General features: G+C 51.2%; 6 protein-coding genes. 2 read left to right on the forward strand and 4 right to left on the reverse strand.

The features are described from left to right. Positions 1–117 precede the first annotated feature (117 nt). Positions 118–1335: an iron-containing alcohol dehydrogenase gene (locus tag QZV31_RS04470; protein ID WP_295358542.1), complete on the forward strand. Its 1218-nt coding sequence runs from the start codon at positions 118–120 to the stop codon at positions 1333–1335. 146 nt (positions 1336–1481) lie between these two features. Here the strand turns inward: QZV31_RS04470 and QZV31_RS04475 are convergent, their stop codons facing one another. The 3 genes from QZV31_RS04475 to QZV31_RS04485 form a co-directional block, all read right to left on the reverse strand. Continuing rightward, a complete protein-coding gene (locus tag QZV31_RS04475) occupies positions 1482–3335 on the reverse strand; it encodes a GGDEF domain-containing phosphodiesterase (RefSeq protein WP_295358544.1) in 1854 nt (617 codons plus the stop codon). Positions 3336–3948: 613 nt separating this feature from the next. After that, positions 3949–6933: an EAL domain-containing protein gene (locus QZV31_RS04480; RefSeq protein WP_295358546.1), complete on the reverse strand. Its 2985-nt coding sequence runs from the start codon at positions 6931–6933 to the stop codon at positions 3949–3951. A 339-nt stretch (positions 6934–7272) separates the two neighbouring features. Further along, a complete protein-coding gene (locus QZV31_RS04485; RefSeq protein ID WP_295358548.1) occupies positions 7273–10155 on the reverse strand; it encodes an EAL domain-containing protein in 2883 nt (960 codons plus the stop codon). Positions 10156–10541: 386 nt separating this feature from the next. Here QZV31_RS04485 and QZV31_RS04490 point away from each other — a divergent pair, with 386 nt between their 5' ends. Further along, a complete protein-coding gene (locus QZV31_RS04490; protein ID WP_295358550.1) occupies positions 10542–13157 on the forward strand; it encodes a GGDEF domain-containing phosphodiesterase in 2616 nt (871 codons plus the stop codon). Between the two features lie 188 nt (positions 13158–13345). On the opposite strand, the gene QZV31_RS04495 is transcribed toward QZV31_RS04490, so the two are convergent. Further along, on the reverse strand, positions 13346–16318 hold the full coding sequence (locus QZV31_RS04495) for an EAL domain-containing protein (RefSeq protein ID WP_295358552.1): 2973 nt from the start codon (positions 16316–16318) through the stop codon (positions 13346–13348). Positions 16319–16452: the final 134 nt, after the last annotated feature.

Genomic DNA, 16452 nt, shown 5'->3' on the forward strand with positions numbered 1-16452 from the left:
GCCTTTTCAAAACGGGGTTTTTAATATATAATATAATATGCAACATAATCAGTACTTATTATCAATTGATATATGTTGAAAACCATTACGTGTTTTTTAAAAAAGGAGGTCTTTATCATGTCAAGATTTACGTTACCCCGCGACCTGTACCATGGGAAGGGCGCGCTGGAAACACTGAAAACGCTGAAAGGCAAACGGGCCATCGTCTGTGTAGGCGGCGGCAGCATGAAACGCGGCGGCTTTCTGGACCGGGCGCTGGCTTATCTGAAGGAAGCCGGCATGGAAACCAAAGTAATCGAAGGGATTGAAAGCGATCCGTCCGTGGAAACCGTTATGAACGGCGCGGCCGTCATGCAGGAATTCCAGCCCGACTGGATCGTGGCCATGGGCGGCGGCAGCCCCATCGACGCAGCCAAAGCCATGTGGATCAAATACGAATATCCGGAAACCACCTTTGCGGATATGTGCAAGGTGTTCGGCCTGCCCAAACTGCGCACGAAAGCGCACTTCTGCGCTATCTCTTCCACCAGCGGCACCGCCACGGAAGTTACGGCGTTCTCCATCATCACCGATTACCAGAAAGGCATCAAATACCCCATCGCCGATTTTGAAATTACGCCGGACATCGCCATCGTGGATCCGGACCTGGTTCACACCATGCCCCAGAAGCTGACGGCCCACACCGGTATGGACGCCATGACCCACGCCATTGAAGCCTACGTTTCCACGGCCCACAGCGCCTATGCGGATGCGCTGGCCATCCACGCCATCGAACTGATCCAGGCGAACCTGGTAAAATCCTACAACGGCGACATGGAAGCCCGGGACATCATGCACGACGCCCAGTGCCTGGCCGGCATGGCTTTCTCCAACGCGCTGCTGGGTATCGTTCACTCCATGGCCCACAAGACCGGCGCGGCCTTCGCGGACTACGGCGCCCACATCATCCACGGCGCGGCCAACGCCATGTACCTGCCGAAAGTAATCAAATTTAACTCCAAAGACCCTGCCGCCCTGAAACGGTACGGCGTCATTGCGGATTACATGCATTTAGGCGGCAAGAGCGACGAAGAAAAAGTCGATCTGCTGATCGCCTACCTGCGGAAGATGAACGACGACCTGAACATCCCCCACAGCATCAACCACTACGGATCGAAGGGCCTGCCGGAAGACAAAGGCTTTGTGCCGGAAGAAGTGTTCCTGGAAAGAGTGGAACGCATCGCCGCCGACGCCATCCTGGACGCCTGCACCGGTTCCAATCCGCGCCAGCCCAGCCAGGAAGAAATGGTGAAGCTGCTGAAGTGCTGCTACTACGATACGGAAGTTGATTTCTAAAACGTCCGTCATATCATATTAACACGACCCTTTCGTTGTAAAAAAAGAAGCGGGGTTGCAGACGATTTGTTATTAGTCTGTAACCCCGTTGTTTTTTGTTTAGCTACACAGTCATGAACTGTGTCACAGCGATTTTACCGTAACTCTTACTCCTTCTGCAGATAGGCTTCAAAATCCGCCTGCGGCAACGGACGGCAATAATAGAAGCCCTGAATGTAGTCACAGCCCATACCCCGCAGCCGTTCTACCTGTTCCGCGGTTTCCACTCCTTCCGCCACCAGTTTCAGGTTCAGCATCTTGCCCATCATCACCGCAAACTTCAGCGCGCTGTTTTCAACCTTCGGGTCATCCTTACGCACCAGGCTCATATCCAATTTCAGCACATCCAACGTCAGTTCATTCAGCGTCGCGATGGAGGAATACCCGCTGCCAAAGTCGTCCAGTTCTATCACAAAGCCTGCTTCATGAAGTTCCCGCACGATACTTGCCAGCCTGGTGGGATCTCCGGAAATCGTGGACTCTGTTACCTCAATGTGCAGCAGATCGTGTTCCAGTCCGTACGTATCCACCAATGACACAAGCTTTGCCACAACGTCCGGCACATCAAAATCTTTCCGGGACATGTTCACGGAAAGAGGAACCACCGGCCAGCCTTTGTCTTTCCAGCTCCGCAACGCTTTGCAGGCTTCCTCCCAAATGTAAAAGTCCATGCGGGCTACAAACCCGTTTTCTTCAAACAGCGGAATGAACTCGCCCGGATTCATAAAGCCCTGCTGCGGATGGATCCACCGCACCAGTACCTCCGCGCCTCCCGTCCGGTCCGTGTGGAGCGAATGCTTAGGCTGGAAATACGGTTTAAACTGATGTCCGGTCAGCGCCGCTTCCATGTTCTCCAGAATAAAATGCTGTTTGCGGGCCTGCTCTATCACGGTCTCATCATAATGCACCAGGTTGGAACCGTACAGGTTTTTGATGCTTTCCACTGACATCATGATCCGGTCGCAGGTGGTGGACATGGAAAGATCCCTGGCAATTTCGTCATATACGCCGTACTTTACGCTGATCGGATACCAGAAATCCTGCTCGATACCCTCCTGCATCCGGTTCAACCAGCCGTCGTCCGGCTGCATTTTAATCAGAAACGCAAAAGTGTCCTCTGCCAAACGGCCGTGCACGATGCACTCGGGAATATACTTGTGCAGCAGGTCCACCAGTTCCTGCAGCATGGTATTGCATTTCTGGACACCATACCGCTCGTTCATCACCTTAAGGTGCTCCACATAGATACACAGCACCGTATAGGGACTGTTATCTTTTTCTTTCAGCACATTGTCCGCATGTTCAAAAAAGTAATCCCTCTTGTACAGTCCACAGACAGTATCCCATTCCCGAAAGTCCTTACGACTTCCAATCACGTAGATAATATGCATCAGCTGCCGCAAAAACATAATCGCGATGACAATGAAACAGGCGTATATACCGTATTCCAGTTTTTCAATGCGGCTGGCCAGCCGTTGCGAATACTCCTCCGCCAGCGACACGGTCTTATCCGCCGTCACGAAATGGTCTTCGCTTAAAAAGAGCAGTTCTTCCCTGTTATCCATGCGGTCGATACGGAAATCAGCAATTTTATCACGGATGGCATTCCAGATGGTAATCGTGTCGTTAAGGTGTTTCTGGTATTCTTCGTCGTCCAGCTGGATAAGGTTCAGCTCTTTGCTGCCGTCCCGTAACCCCAGCACGATTTTGTTGATCCGTTCCTCCAGCACCTGGTTCGTGAATCCGGTCATCTCCAGCTTTACAAACCGTTGGGTTCCGCCCCGCATGATCCCGGCATAATTGACCACCCGGGCCGTTCCCTGCAGGCGGCGGATATCGAACATCATCAACGCCACCAGACCGATCAGAATCACCAGAACGGTCACAAGAACGTACCGTTCCGCTTTTTTCATACTGTCCTGCTGCTCCGCATTTTTCAGCAGCGACAGAAGCTCGTTCATAATTAATGGCCCCCTCAATGTATCCTATGGATACTATACCGCATTCATCCTCCGTTTTCAATCTATTTTTTAGTAACTGTATAATGCCAAACGCAATCCAATCGGCTTTGGAAAAAACATCATTCCGCAGGATCCCTTCCGTTCCCGGAATAATTCGTATCATGAAACAGATCAGTCCCAGTCTCTCCGTCTCTTTCCACGCATGGAAAAACCCGCACAATGCCTATGCGGGTTTTTCTCAAATAGAAGAAGGAGAAGGAGAAGGAGGTGTAACTTGATCTGCATTATCGCCATATAGTCTTTTTTAATTTTTATATTTTAATTATAATAATTACTAATAAAAAAGTCAAGCGCTTTTTTGTAAAATTGAAAAACATCAAAAAATCCGCATTTTTACTGGATAAAATTGCGGTTTTAAATTTAAAGAACGTTTTAATCGAATAAAATCATTTCTGAATTTATTGAATATTATCAGTAACTATTCTCAATTTCTGAAGTTTTCCACAAGCATTTTACTACTTCCGGCTTTGGGGCATTAACGTTTCCAAAAAAACAGGAAACCGTCCCATTGACGGTTTCCCTCTTCATCTTTTCCTGTTCTGTTTTTCGGACTTCAGTTCACCAGCGGCGCCGGCCGCATCTGTCCAGGGCTTTCGTCCTGAATCTCTTCTTCGTCATGTTCCCTGATAATAAACCGTTCAAATTCTTCCGGCGGCACCGGGCGGGAGAAATAATACCCCTGCACCACATCGCAGCCTGCGTTCTTCAGCATAAGCATCTGGTTTTCCGTTTCCACGCCTTCTGCGATAACAGTCAGTTTCAGGTTCCGGGCAATGTCCAGAATCAGCTGCACCAGGCGGAAGTCCTGGGGATTATGCTCAATGTTCAGGATGAATCCCCTGTCCATCTTCAGAATATCCACCGGCATGGAGGACAGCATATTCAGGGACGAATAGCCGGAACCGAAGTCATCCATTTCAATTTCAAAGCCTTTGCTCCGGAGCCGTTCCATTACCTTCAGCAGTTCTTCCGCGTTATCCGTATATGCGGATTCCGTCACTTCCAGCTTCAGTGCATCGTAGGTCAGTCCGTTATCCCGGATCAGGCCCTCAAAGATTTCACCCAGATTGGGGTCGAACACATCAACACGGGACAGGTTGACGGAAACCGGCAGGATGATCCCGTATTTTTTCTTCCAGATTGCAATCTGTCGGGCCGCTTCTTCCCATACATATTTATCCACCACGCTGATCTGCCCGTTCCCTTCAAACAGGGGAATAAAATCGCAGGGCGGAACCAGTCCCAGCTCCGGGTGCTGCCAGCGGATCAGGGCCTCCGCGCTGGCCAGCCGGGGCGGATCGCACTGGATGTTGTATTTAGGCTGGTAAAAGACTTTGAATTCCCGATTTTCCACAGCCTGGCGCAGGTCGTTCAGCAGACGCTGGTTATAGGTTTCCCGGGCGCGGATCTCTTCGTTATATACCATAAGGTGCCTGTTACAGCCCCGCACCATGTTGCAGGCCGACCAGGCCCGGTCAAAGGCCTGTCCCGCTTCCAGCCCCTCCTGCCAGGGCATAACGCCCATACGCAGACGGATGCTGGTATGACTCGATACTTCGTTCACTTTTTCCTGAAACCGGTCCAGCAGGGCCTGATAGTCTTCCAGATGCCTGCAGTAAATGTCAAACCGGTCCGCTTCCACCCGGCTGGCGATGCCCCCGTTTTCTTTCAGGAAACCCTGAATCGTTTCACCCAGGCAATGCAGCACGTTGTTGCCAAAGGCCCGGCCGTTCAGCTCATTCACAATGTGGAACTGCTCAATATTCAACACAATGGCGTCCATATTCCAGGTGGGGTAATCTTTCCGGAACCGTCTGGCATATTCATAGAAGAAGCCCCGGTTGAACAGGCCGGACACTTTATCATTCTCAGCCGCGGAAATGAGCTTCTGTCTCTCGGATGCTTTTTTCTGTTCTTTGGTGCCAAACAGCAACAAACCAAGGAGTATCGCCGCAAAGGATGCGATGAATGCGATCACAACGGCCAGGTTATCACCCACGTAATCTTTAAAACTGACCTTTTTCTCCTCATGGGAATAAGCTGCCAGCGCCGAATAAACAGACGCGTCCGGCACAAGATTTCTGACTTTGTTCAGTATGGAGTACAGTTGATGGTTATCCCGCTGCAGGGCAAAGGACAGAGTCATATCTACCCCGGTTGCAATGGTAGTCAGCTTGTATCTGCTGAAATCTTCGGCCAGGCTGTTAAGCCGGTAGGAAGTAACCAGGAAACAGTCCGCTTCCCCGGAATTCACCGCCTGGAACCGTACTGCCGGGTGATTTACAGGTACAACTTTCCATCTGGGGAAATGCTTTTTCAGGAAGTTCTCATGATAGTGATGCCCTTTTACATGGGCGACGCTTTCGATATCCTTAAGGGAATACTTACGATGTCGTTTCCGGATTACCGCGAACATTTCCGCATGCATGGGCGGGTCCGTCACCAAAATCCCTGCTTTTTCCGCGTCATAATCCGTATAGCTTACGGGAAATACGCAGTCGATCTCTCCCTTTCTTAAAGCATCTAACGCTGTGTCTACGTCGTCGAACGGAACCGGCTCGAAACTCAGTTTTGCGTTTTTTACTCTGGAGGAAGCAATTTCCAGATAATCCTGCAGGGCTCCCGTCAGTTTTCCCGTTTCCGCATCCGTTCCGCAATAGGGAAGAAAGCCGGTCCGGTAACCTACCCGGATCCTGCCATGACTTGAAAGCCAGTCGTTTTCGGACGGAGTAAGGTACGCACCGAAATCACTGTTGTAAAAATACTTGCTGTACATCTGCTGGTTGTAATACCGGTTTTCATCCTGGATCCGGTTCATGGCGGCATCCAGTTCCTTCAGCAAGTCGGGACGATTCTGGTTCACCGCGAAGTAAAACGGGGTAGATCCTATCTTGCAAATCGGTATGGCCCTGCCTGCGTCGCTTCCTTTTTTGATAATCGTACCCACATACAAATCGATATTGCCGCGGCTCAGCTTTTGCAGGGAATCCCTTTCCCCTCCTGTCAGTTCTACAAGTTCTGTTTTGATGCCGTATTTTTCAGCCCATGCAAGATACAGGTCTTTCTGAACGCTGTTTTTGTTCACGCCGACCCGTTTTCCATCGAAGGTAGCATAGTTGTCGAGACTGACAGACCGGTTGTGGTTGGAAACAAAGATATAATACTCTTCTTCCCCCATGGGCAGAGCAGAATACAGCATGTGCTTCGCCCGTTCTTCCGTATGGGATACATCGCTGAGCAGGTCGATTTCACCCTGCTGCAGCATCTCCAGCAGTTTCGGCCAGCTTGTCTTAACGTATTCATACTCCCAGCCCGTATAGGCGGCGATCTTCTGCTGGTATTCATAGGCATAACCGGACCGTCCGCCATAGGCATCCGTTATGTTGAAGGGCGATTCGTACCAGCCCACCCGCACGGTCTTTTTCCCCGGTTCCGCCGCAAAAACGGACACGGGAACAAGAACTGCCAGCAGCAGGCTGAGGCAGAGCCAGAAAGACAGTATGCTTTTTTTGCTTACCACGGGAGGTACATTCGTCATAATCAGTTACCTGTTGCAGGGTGTGAGCTACTCATAAACACGTATCTGTAAAAGTACTTTTATCCATTGTAATCTTATCACAATATATTTCTTTTTGCAACTTATTATCAATAATTACTCATTTTTGTATACAAATCAGCAGCGGGAAAGGCTGCAGCAAAACATAGTGAGCGTTTGCGTAATTTCATGAGATGAAATTCGCCGCGGTGGCGAGACTGTTTGAGGGCGAAGCCCGAGTTTCGAAGCCACAGGCGAATGAGTCCATGAAATAGCAAACGCTCACGTTTTTGCGCAGCCTTTTCTGCTGCTGATTTTATTATAATAAATGTTAAATAAATATTATGATTTTTCTTCCTGATACGTTACTGCCACATAACCGGGACAGATGATCTGCCGGGCCGTGTACCGGTACCGCTTTCCGTCCGGCGCACCGGTAAGGATCCCCTCCGCCTTCTCATCGTTCCAGGCAGCGCGTTTTACATTCGCAAACCACTCCTCCCCCACATAGGGATAGAGTTCCCGTACGCTGCCCCCAAACACTTCGCCTGAGGACGCCCCGCCGACTTCTTCAAATTTGTGATTTACATAACAGATGACGGCATCGTCGGCCTCATCCATTCTGTCACGGGATACATGGTATACGCAGTAGGAAAACGGCAGACTGTCAAACAGGCGGAAGATCTCCGAAGCGTGGGCCAGACTGCTTTGCGCGGAAACCGTATGGTCATGATCCGCATGGAGGCGCAGTTCGCATCGTTTAGTCTGTTCCTTCAGATTATGGCTTTCTGAAAAGAGCGCACAACCCACAGACAGATACAGCGTAACCGGTACGCCGTCCACCTGACGGACCGAATCGCCGATTGCCTTAACTTTTTCGCAAATCTCATGTGCTTCTTTCTCGCTTTTGACCTGATGCAGTATCACGAACTCGAGCCCTGCGTGGCGGCCCACCGCGCAGGTGTGGCCAAACCCATCTTTCAGCGCATTGCCGAGAGCGTTCAGGATTTTGTCCCCGAAATCGAAGCCAAACTGTTCATTGTAGGCATTAAAGTCGTTGATCATAATATGCACACGGACAAAATCTGCGCCCCGCATGAAATATTCATCACGGAACACGACCGCTTCCTCACTCAGGCCGCGGGTATTGAGCAGCCCCGTAAGCAGGTCCCGGCGGGGGATTTCCGTGCCCCGTCTGTCATTGACGGTCAGCAGCTCCCTGTCAATAAAAAAGCCAAGCAGACCCTGAATCTTGCCGTTACCGTCATACAGCGGAGTTTTACTGGCCAGGATTTCCTTGTTCTCCCCTTCGTTCATGCAAAGGCCGGGCATGAAATGAATGGTTTCGCCCTCGTTGATGACCTGAAACTCGTCGTTCATATAAGCTTCCGGATGGACATGCCACCCTACTTCCTCATCGTTCTTGCCCAGGATCTCCTCAATGGAAGCAAACCCGTAGTAATCCAGAAAGGCCTGGCTCGCCCCGACAAACCGGCGGTCGCGGTCTTTCCAGAACAGACGCAGCAGATTGGACCGGAGCAGATTGTTCCAAAGGTGGGAAGGCGTAAAATATCCGTCCCCATCCACTTTCACCTTGTTTTTTCTGAGGAAACCGGTCACGCCTTCGTGCAAGTTCCGCATCAGCAGGAAATAGTTGTCCCGGTCGATTTTGAGCAGCGTATATTCCATCCAGGCATATTGCCCGTGGCCCACGCTGGTCCGTAACAATTTCGAGAAACTCACGCATCCGTTCACGGCAAAACGGTCTAAAGCCGTTTGCGGGTTGAACTGGCGAAGGAATTCCGCCCTGTCATCGGGATAGATATACTTTTCCGCGTACTCCCTCACCCGTTCCCGGATCCCGTATCTGCCGGAAAGCAGATCATCCCGTACAGCGGTATTCAGGGGCCGGATGAGGTTGTCCCGGACATTCATGAGAGTAATCCGGTCGAAAATATCATTGATCCGGCGGACGAACTCGTCCAGGTAGGCGGTGTTCTCCGACTGGGTATCCCTGGTAAGATTGGTGAGCTGGATCAGCACGCAGTATTTTTCCCTGGACTTTGCCATGCAGCGTGCTTTCACTTCAAAGTATTCTTCGTTGGAAGTGAACAGCATCCTTCCGTCGCCACCTGTTTTGACAGAATCGATCAGGTTGATCAGCTTGTCGGACAACAGGTAATAAGGCTGGGGCTGGGACAACATATCCTGGCTTAACGCGATGGAGAACATTTCCGTGCCGGACGCCGTCTCTTCAAAGGCGCTGTTATGAAACAGAACGCTGAAGGAATCCGATGAAAATTCCACCAGCGCCAGCGGGATACTGTTCAGCTGTCTGGCGGTGGTAATCGCGTCGTGTTCCTCCCGGGTCATAAAGGGCACCGCGCTGAGAAAATCGATTCGGCCGATCTCGTCATAGTAGCGCCGTTCGTGGGGCGCTTCCGTCCGGATTCCCTTTTCCTGCAGCCGGGCCAGCGCTTCTTCATAGGGCGCAGGTTTACCGAAGTAATAGCCCTGCACTTTTTCGCAGCCCACATTCCGGAGATAGCGGAACTGTTCCTCTGTTTCCACGCCTTCCACCAGCGTGTGGATATCGATGCTCTTGGCCATCTCCACCACCGCGGTGGCGATCCGTTTCGCCCGGAGGTTAAAGGGATGGAGGAAACGCATGTCCAGTTTGATCTCGTCAAAGGAAAACTCCTTGAGGGCATTCAGGGAGGAATAGGCGCTGCCGAAATCGTCCATCCAGATCTGAAAGCCGGCAGAACGGAACCGGTCCACAATGCCCTTCAGCATTTCCTGCTCTTCGGCCATGACGCTCTCGGTAATTTCAAAGTAGATAAAATCATGGGGAATCTGGTAATCGCTGACGACCTGGTCCGCAACGGCGAAGATGTCGCAAAGGGTAAAGTCCAGCCGGGACAGGTTCACCGAAATGGGAATGGGCGTCTCGCCTTTTGTGATGCAGCTCCGGATCCGCGCGCAGGCCTGCCGGAGGATCGCGGCGTCCAGCCGGTGGATCGCCCGTTCCTTTTCCAGTACAGGGATAAATTCATCGGGATAAATCATGCCCAGCTCCGGGTCGATCCAGCGGGCCAATGCCTCAAAGCTGCACAGCTTACGGGAAGACGTACGGATGACCGGCTGAAAGTACGCCTGGATTTCGTGACGCTCTATTGCCTTTTTATAATTTTTCTTAATGAAATCTTCCAGATTTCTGGCCATCGCTTTCCTCCATACGTTACCGGGATACTTACGGAAACACTGATTCATTCGTCTGCACGCTGACCGGCGCTTTTTGTAACTGACTACGTCAATGTTCCGGAATTTATCGAACCGTAATCTTTATTGAGAATTCATATTATTATATCACGTTTTCAGCATCACTTCAAGATACATCTGTCGTCGGCCGCTATAACAGAAACCGTACTTGGCGACAGTTGCTATATTTATAAAGTATAGCAAAACCCGACAGCGCTGACTCGGTTTGACAATAACGTGTATATTTACTATAATTAAAGTAGAAAATTGTCGGTATTTAGTATTGTTAAGGATTATTTTATGAAACATTTCAATCATAACCGGGTCTTCCGGAGAAAGGGGGCGACTGCATGAAAAAGCACCAGGCTGGCAGGATACGTGCAAACAGCATGGAAAGCTTCTCCGATCCCTCTGCCCTTTACCGGTATGACCGTCTCACGGGACTGCCCAGCATGAGCTATTTCTTTGAACTGGCAAGAGCCGCAAGGCTGCGCTTGCTGGAGCAGGGAAAAGACCCTGTTCTCCTGTTCCTGAACCTGAACGGCATGAAGTATTATAACAACCAGTTCGGATTTACCGAAGGGGATAAGCTCCTCACCGGTTTTGCTAACATTCTGGTAAGCTATTTTGGCAGCGAACAGTGCAGCCGTTTTGCCCAGGATCATTTCGCCGCCTTCACTGACGAGGAAAATCTGGAAGAACGGTTACAGAAGCTGATTGCCGAATGCGGGGAACTGAACAACCGGAACAGCCTGCCCGTGCGGATAGGCATCTACCTGTACCGGATGGAACCGGTGGAGCCGTCTTCGGCCTGCGACCGGGCAAAATATGCCTGCGACCAGAACCGGGACCAGTACGCTTCCGGATACTATTACTTTGATAAAACCATGCTGGAGCAGGCCAATACCCGCCAGTATATCACCAGCAACCTGGACCGGGCCCTGAAGGAGAAATGGATTAAAGTATACTATCAGCCCATCATCCGGGCTGCCAACGGCAGGGTCTGCGACGAAGAAGCCCTGGCCCGCTGGGTCGATCCGGTGAAAGGGCTCCTTTCTCCGGCAGATTTTATCCCCATTCTGGAAAGTACCAAGCTGATCACCAGGCTGGATCTGTATGTGCTGGACCAGGTCCTGGAAAAGATGAAAACCATGCAGCGGGCAAACCTGTATCTCGTGCCTCATTCCCTGAACCTGTCCCGGGCGGATTTTGATTCCTGCGATATCGTGGAAGAGATTCGGCAGCGAGTAGACGCAGCCGGTATTCCCAGGGAAAAGCTTACCATCGAGATCACCGAAAGCATTATCGGCGCCAATTTTGATTTTATGAAAGAACAGATCGCCCGTTTCCGGGATCTGGGATTCAGGGTCTGGATGGACGATTTCGGCAGCGGATACTCTTCTCTTGACGTGTTACAGAGTCTTCGTTTTGATCTGATCAAGCTGGATATGCGTTTCCTGCAGAATTTCGACAAAGGCGACGCAAGCAAGATCATTCTCACCGAACTGATCCGAATGGCGATCGGCCTGGGCATCGATACCATTACCGAAGGAGTGGAGACCAAAGAGCAGGCTGAATTTTTGAAAGAAGTGGGCTGTACCAAGCTGCAGGGGTTCTATTACTGCAGGCCCATTTCTGCGGAAGAAATCCTGGAACGCTATGAGAAGGGTACCCAGATTGGCTTTGAAAACCCGGACGAAGATGAATATTATGCAACCATTGGCAGGGTCAACCTGTACGACCAGGCGGTTATCGCCCGGGAAGCAAGCAGTGACGGCATTCGCCACTATTTTGATACATTGCCTATGGCCATTATTGAATTTGACGGAGAGTATTTCCGGGCTATCCGTTGCAACCGGTCTTTCCGGGATTTCATCGACCGCTATTACAAATCCGCGCCGGTGGGGGCCAAAGTTCCTTTTGCTTCCCTGCCGGATACCTCCCCCTACAAGAACGCGGTGCTTCAGTGCAGGGAAAAAGGAAAACGCGTTTTCTTTAATCAGGAAGTCGCAAAAGATCTCACCGCCTATTCCTTCGCCCGGCACATTGCCACGAACCCTGTCACCGGGATCAGCGCCTGCGTCAGTGTAATTCTGGGCATCACGGACAACTCGGACCTGGGCGTCACTTACACCCATGTGGCCCAGGCTCTTTCCGCCGACTATATCAATCTGTACTATGTGGACCTGGATACGGAGCAATTTACCGAATACACTTCCGAACACCGGGAGGATCTTCTGGATGAAGAACGGCGGGGGGAAAACTTCTTTGCCGCCAGCCGCCGGGATGCGCTGGATTATATTTACAAAGAAGACCGGGACTATTTTATCAACACCTTTACCAGGGAAAATGTGGTCCGGGCCATTGACGAGCTGGGCGCCTTTACCCTGAGCTACCGCCTCCTGATCAAAGGGGAACCCACCTATGTGAGCATGAAAGCTGTGCGCATGGGCCCCGGCGACAACCATATCATCATCGGCGTCAACAACGTGGACGCCCAGATGAGGCAGAAAGAAGCGCTGGAGCGAATGCAGGCGGAACAGGTCATCTACTCCCGTATTTCTGCTCTGGCGGGCGATTTCCTCAGCATCTATACAGTGGATCCCGAAACAGATCATTATGTGGAATACAGCAGTTCCCGGCATTATGATACCCTTGGCCCGGCCAAAGAAGGCGACGATTTCTTCGGAACCGCCCGCAGGTTAGGGGAAAAGTTCGTATATACAGACGACCTGCCCATGTACCGGGATTTCTTTACCAAAGAAAATATATTGAAGGAAATCCGGAAGAACGGTCTGTTTGTGATGCAATACCGTCTGATCGTCGACGGAAAGCCCGTATTCATCAACGCCAGGGCAGCGTTAGTGGAAGAAAAAGAAGGACCCAAGCTGATCATCGGCCTGAACAACGTAGACACCCAGGTCAAAATCGGAAAGAAACGGAAAGCACAAAACAGAGTAAAATAAAAGCAGCATCGAAAACAGCACGCAAAAACGTGAGCGTTTGCTATTTCACGGACTCATTCGCCTGTGGCTTCGAAACTCGGGACTTCGCCCCTCAGACAGTCTCGCCACTACGGCGAATTTCATCTCATGAAATTACGCAAACGCTCACTATGTTTTGCTTTGCAGTTTCCGATGTTGCTTTTATATTTTTACTGTGTTACCGGTATAGGACGCACCGGCTTCCGGTTTTCTTCATTACGTCCCGTATCCCGGACAATGAACACTTCAAACTCTTCCGGCGGCAGCGGACGGGAGAAGTAATACCCCTGCACAAAGTCGCAGCCCGCGTTTTTCAGCAGCGTCATCTGGCTTTCCGTTTCCACCCCTTCCGCGATGACCGGCATCTTAAGGTTCCGGGCGATGTCCAGGATCAGTTCCACCAGGCGCAGGTCCTTTTCATCGTTGTCGATATTCATGACAAACGAGCGGTCCATCTTTAACACGTCCACCGGCATGGAGGACAGGGCGCCCAGGGAAGAATAGCCGGAGCCGAAGTCGTCCATTTCGATCTCATAGCCCTTGTTGCGGAGACGGGCCATTACCGCCAGCAGTTCTTCCGTGTTTTCCGTATACGCGGATTCCGTCACTTCCAGTCTAAGGGAATGACAGCTCAGTCCGTTATCCTTCACCAGTCCGTCAAGGATCTCTTCCAGTTTCGGGTCGAACATATCCACCCGGGACAGGTTGACGGAAACCGGCACGGTAATCCCGTATTTCTCTTTCCAGACGGCAATCTGCCGGGCCGCTTCCGCCCACACATACTTGTCAATAATTTCAATCTGGCCGTTCCGTTCAAACAAGGGAATAAAATCACCGGGGGGAATCAGGCCCAGTTCCGGGTGCTTCCACCGTACCAGCGCTTCCGCGCTGTCCAGCCGGGGCGGGTCACACTGGATATTGAATTTGGGCTGGTAGTATACCTTGAAATCCCGACGGTCCACGGCCTTACGCAGATCGTTCAGCAGGCGCTGGTTATAAGTTTCCCGGGCACGCATTTCATCATTATATACCATCAGGTGCCGGTTGGTGCCCCGCACCATGTTGCAGGCCATCCAGGCCCGGTTAAAGCCCAGGGCCGTACCCATTCCTTCCTGCCAGGGCATAACGCCCATGCGCAGGCGGATATTGGCATTTTGGGACAACCCGTTCATCTTACTCTGGAACCGGTCCAGCAGAACCTGATAGTCTTTCCGCTGCTCGCAGAAAAGCTCAAAACGGTCCCCTTCGACACGGCAGGCGATTCCCCGGGTTCCGTCCAGAGCCTCGCGGATCTCCCCGCCCAGAGTCCGCAGCACGTTGTCTGCGAATTCGCGGCCGTTCAGCTCATTGACGGAAAGGAACTGCTCAATATCCAGGGCCACAAAATCCATTTTCTGCTCCGGATGACGATGCAGGCGCCGGCTCACATATTCGTGGAAAAAGGTTTTGCTGTACAGCCCGGTCAGATCGTCACGTTCCGCCACGGAAATCAGCTGTTGCCTCTCCATGGCTTTCTTCTCCGCCTTCGCATTGTTCAGCAGCAGGGCAAGGAAGATAGCGCCGGCCACAGAAATAATCGCAATGACCGTGGCCAGATTGTCTTTGACAAAGTCCTCTACGGTAACCTTTTTATCTTCGTGGGAATAGGCTGCAAGAGCCGAATAGATAGTTTCCGGAGAAACCAGGCCCACGGTCTTGTTCAGGATGGAATAAAGCTGGAGCTCGTCCCGCCGCAGGGCAAAAGACAGATTCATCTCTTCCCCGGTAGACTGGGACGTCAGCTTCAGTTTCTCGCACTGGTCGGCAATCCGGTTGAACCGGTACATGCTGATCAGGTAACAGTCTGCCCTGCCTTCGGCAACCGCCTGCAGGCACTCGTCAGCAGTATTAAAGTATGTTTTTCCCCATTTGGGGAAATGTTCCTTCAGAAAGTTTTCGTGATAGTGATTCCCTTTGGCTACGGCCACGTTCACAATGCCCCGCAGGGAAAACTTCTTCTGGTCGGCCTCCCGCACGATTGCCAGCATGACCGAATGCATAGGCGGATCCGTCAGGACTACGTTGATGCGTTCTCCTTCAAAGTCAGTCATGTTGACCGGGAATACACAGTCTACTTCTTCTTTCCGCAAAGCGGTAAGAGCATCGTTAATGGTAGGATAGGCCACCGGCTCAAAATAGACTTTCGCGTTTTTTATGCTGTCGCTTGCTGCGTCCAGATACTCCTGTAAGGCGCCGGTCAGTTTCTTCTTCCCTTTGTCCTCAACGCAATAGGGACTGTAATCCGCCCGGTAGCCCACCCGGATCATTCCGTTCCGCTGCAGCCATTTCCGTTCCCCGAAGGTCAGGAAAGAACTGGTACGGCCCCGTTTTACATACTTCTCAAACAACAACTCGTTATAGTACCGGTTTACATCCTGGATCCGGTTCATGGCGGCATCCAGTTCCTTTTTCAGATCGGGGCGGTTTCGATTCACGGCAAAATAAATGGGAGAAGAACCGATTTTACAGATGGATGTGACGTTTTCATCGGCCTTCACGATACTTGCGGAAATATAAACATCGATTTCACCGTAAATCAGCTTCTGCACCGTATCCCGCTGCACGCTGGTCAGTTCCACGATTTCCGCTTCGATGCCGTATTGCTTTGCCCACTCGGCAAATTTCTGCGCCTGCACGCTTCCCTTATCCACGCCGATCTTTTTCCCATTGAAGGATGTATAGTCATCCATGCTGATGGAGTGGTTGCGGGAATTCACATAGGCATAATACTCCTCCTCACCCATGGGCAGGGAAGAATACAGTATGGATCCTGCCCGGTCCTCCTTATAGGAAACGTCGCTTAACAGGTCGATCTCGCCCTGTTTCAGCATCTCCAGCAGCTGGGGCCAGCTGGCGGTCACGTACTGGTACTCCCACCCTGTATAGGCAGCAATCTTCTGCTGATACTCATAGGCATAGCCGGACCGTCTGCTGTTCTGGTCGGTCATATTAAACGTAGACTCGAACCAGCCTACCCGGACGATCTTTCTCCCGGACGCCGTGGCAAAGGCAGACACAGGCAGCAGCACGGTCAGCAGCAACGTGAGACAGAGCCACAGGGAAAGTATTCGATTCTTATTGGAAACAGAAGGCATCGGTTTCATGATATGTCTCCTGATAATTTTACACATAATACTACACGCTAATAGTAACACATTACAACCCGTTTGGCAATTACCTGCCAATTGTATACACGAGCGTCTTCTTTATGTTTACCTGCGCTTTACTACGAAAAAGC

Source organism: uncultured Succiniclasticum sp., assembly GCF_902793885.1.
Taxonomy (GTDB): Bacteria; Bacillota; Negativicutes; order Acidaminococcales; family Acidaminococcaceae; genus Succiniclasticum.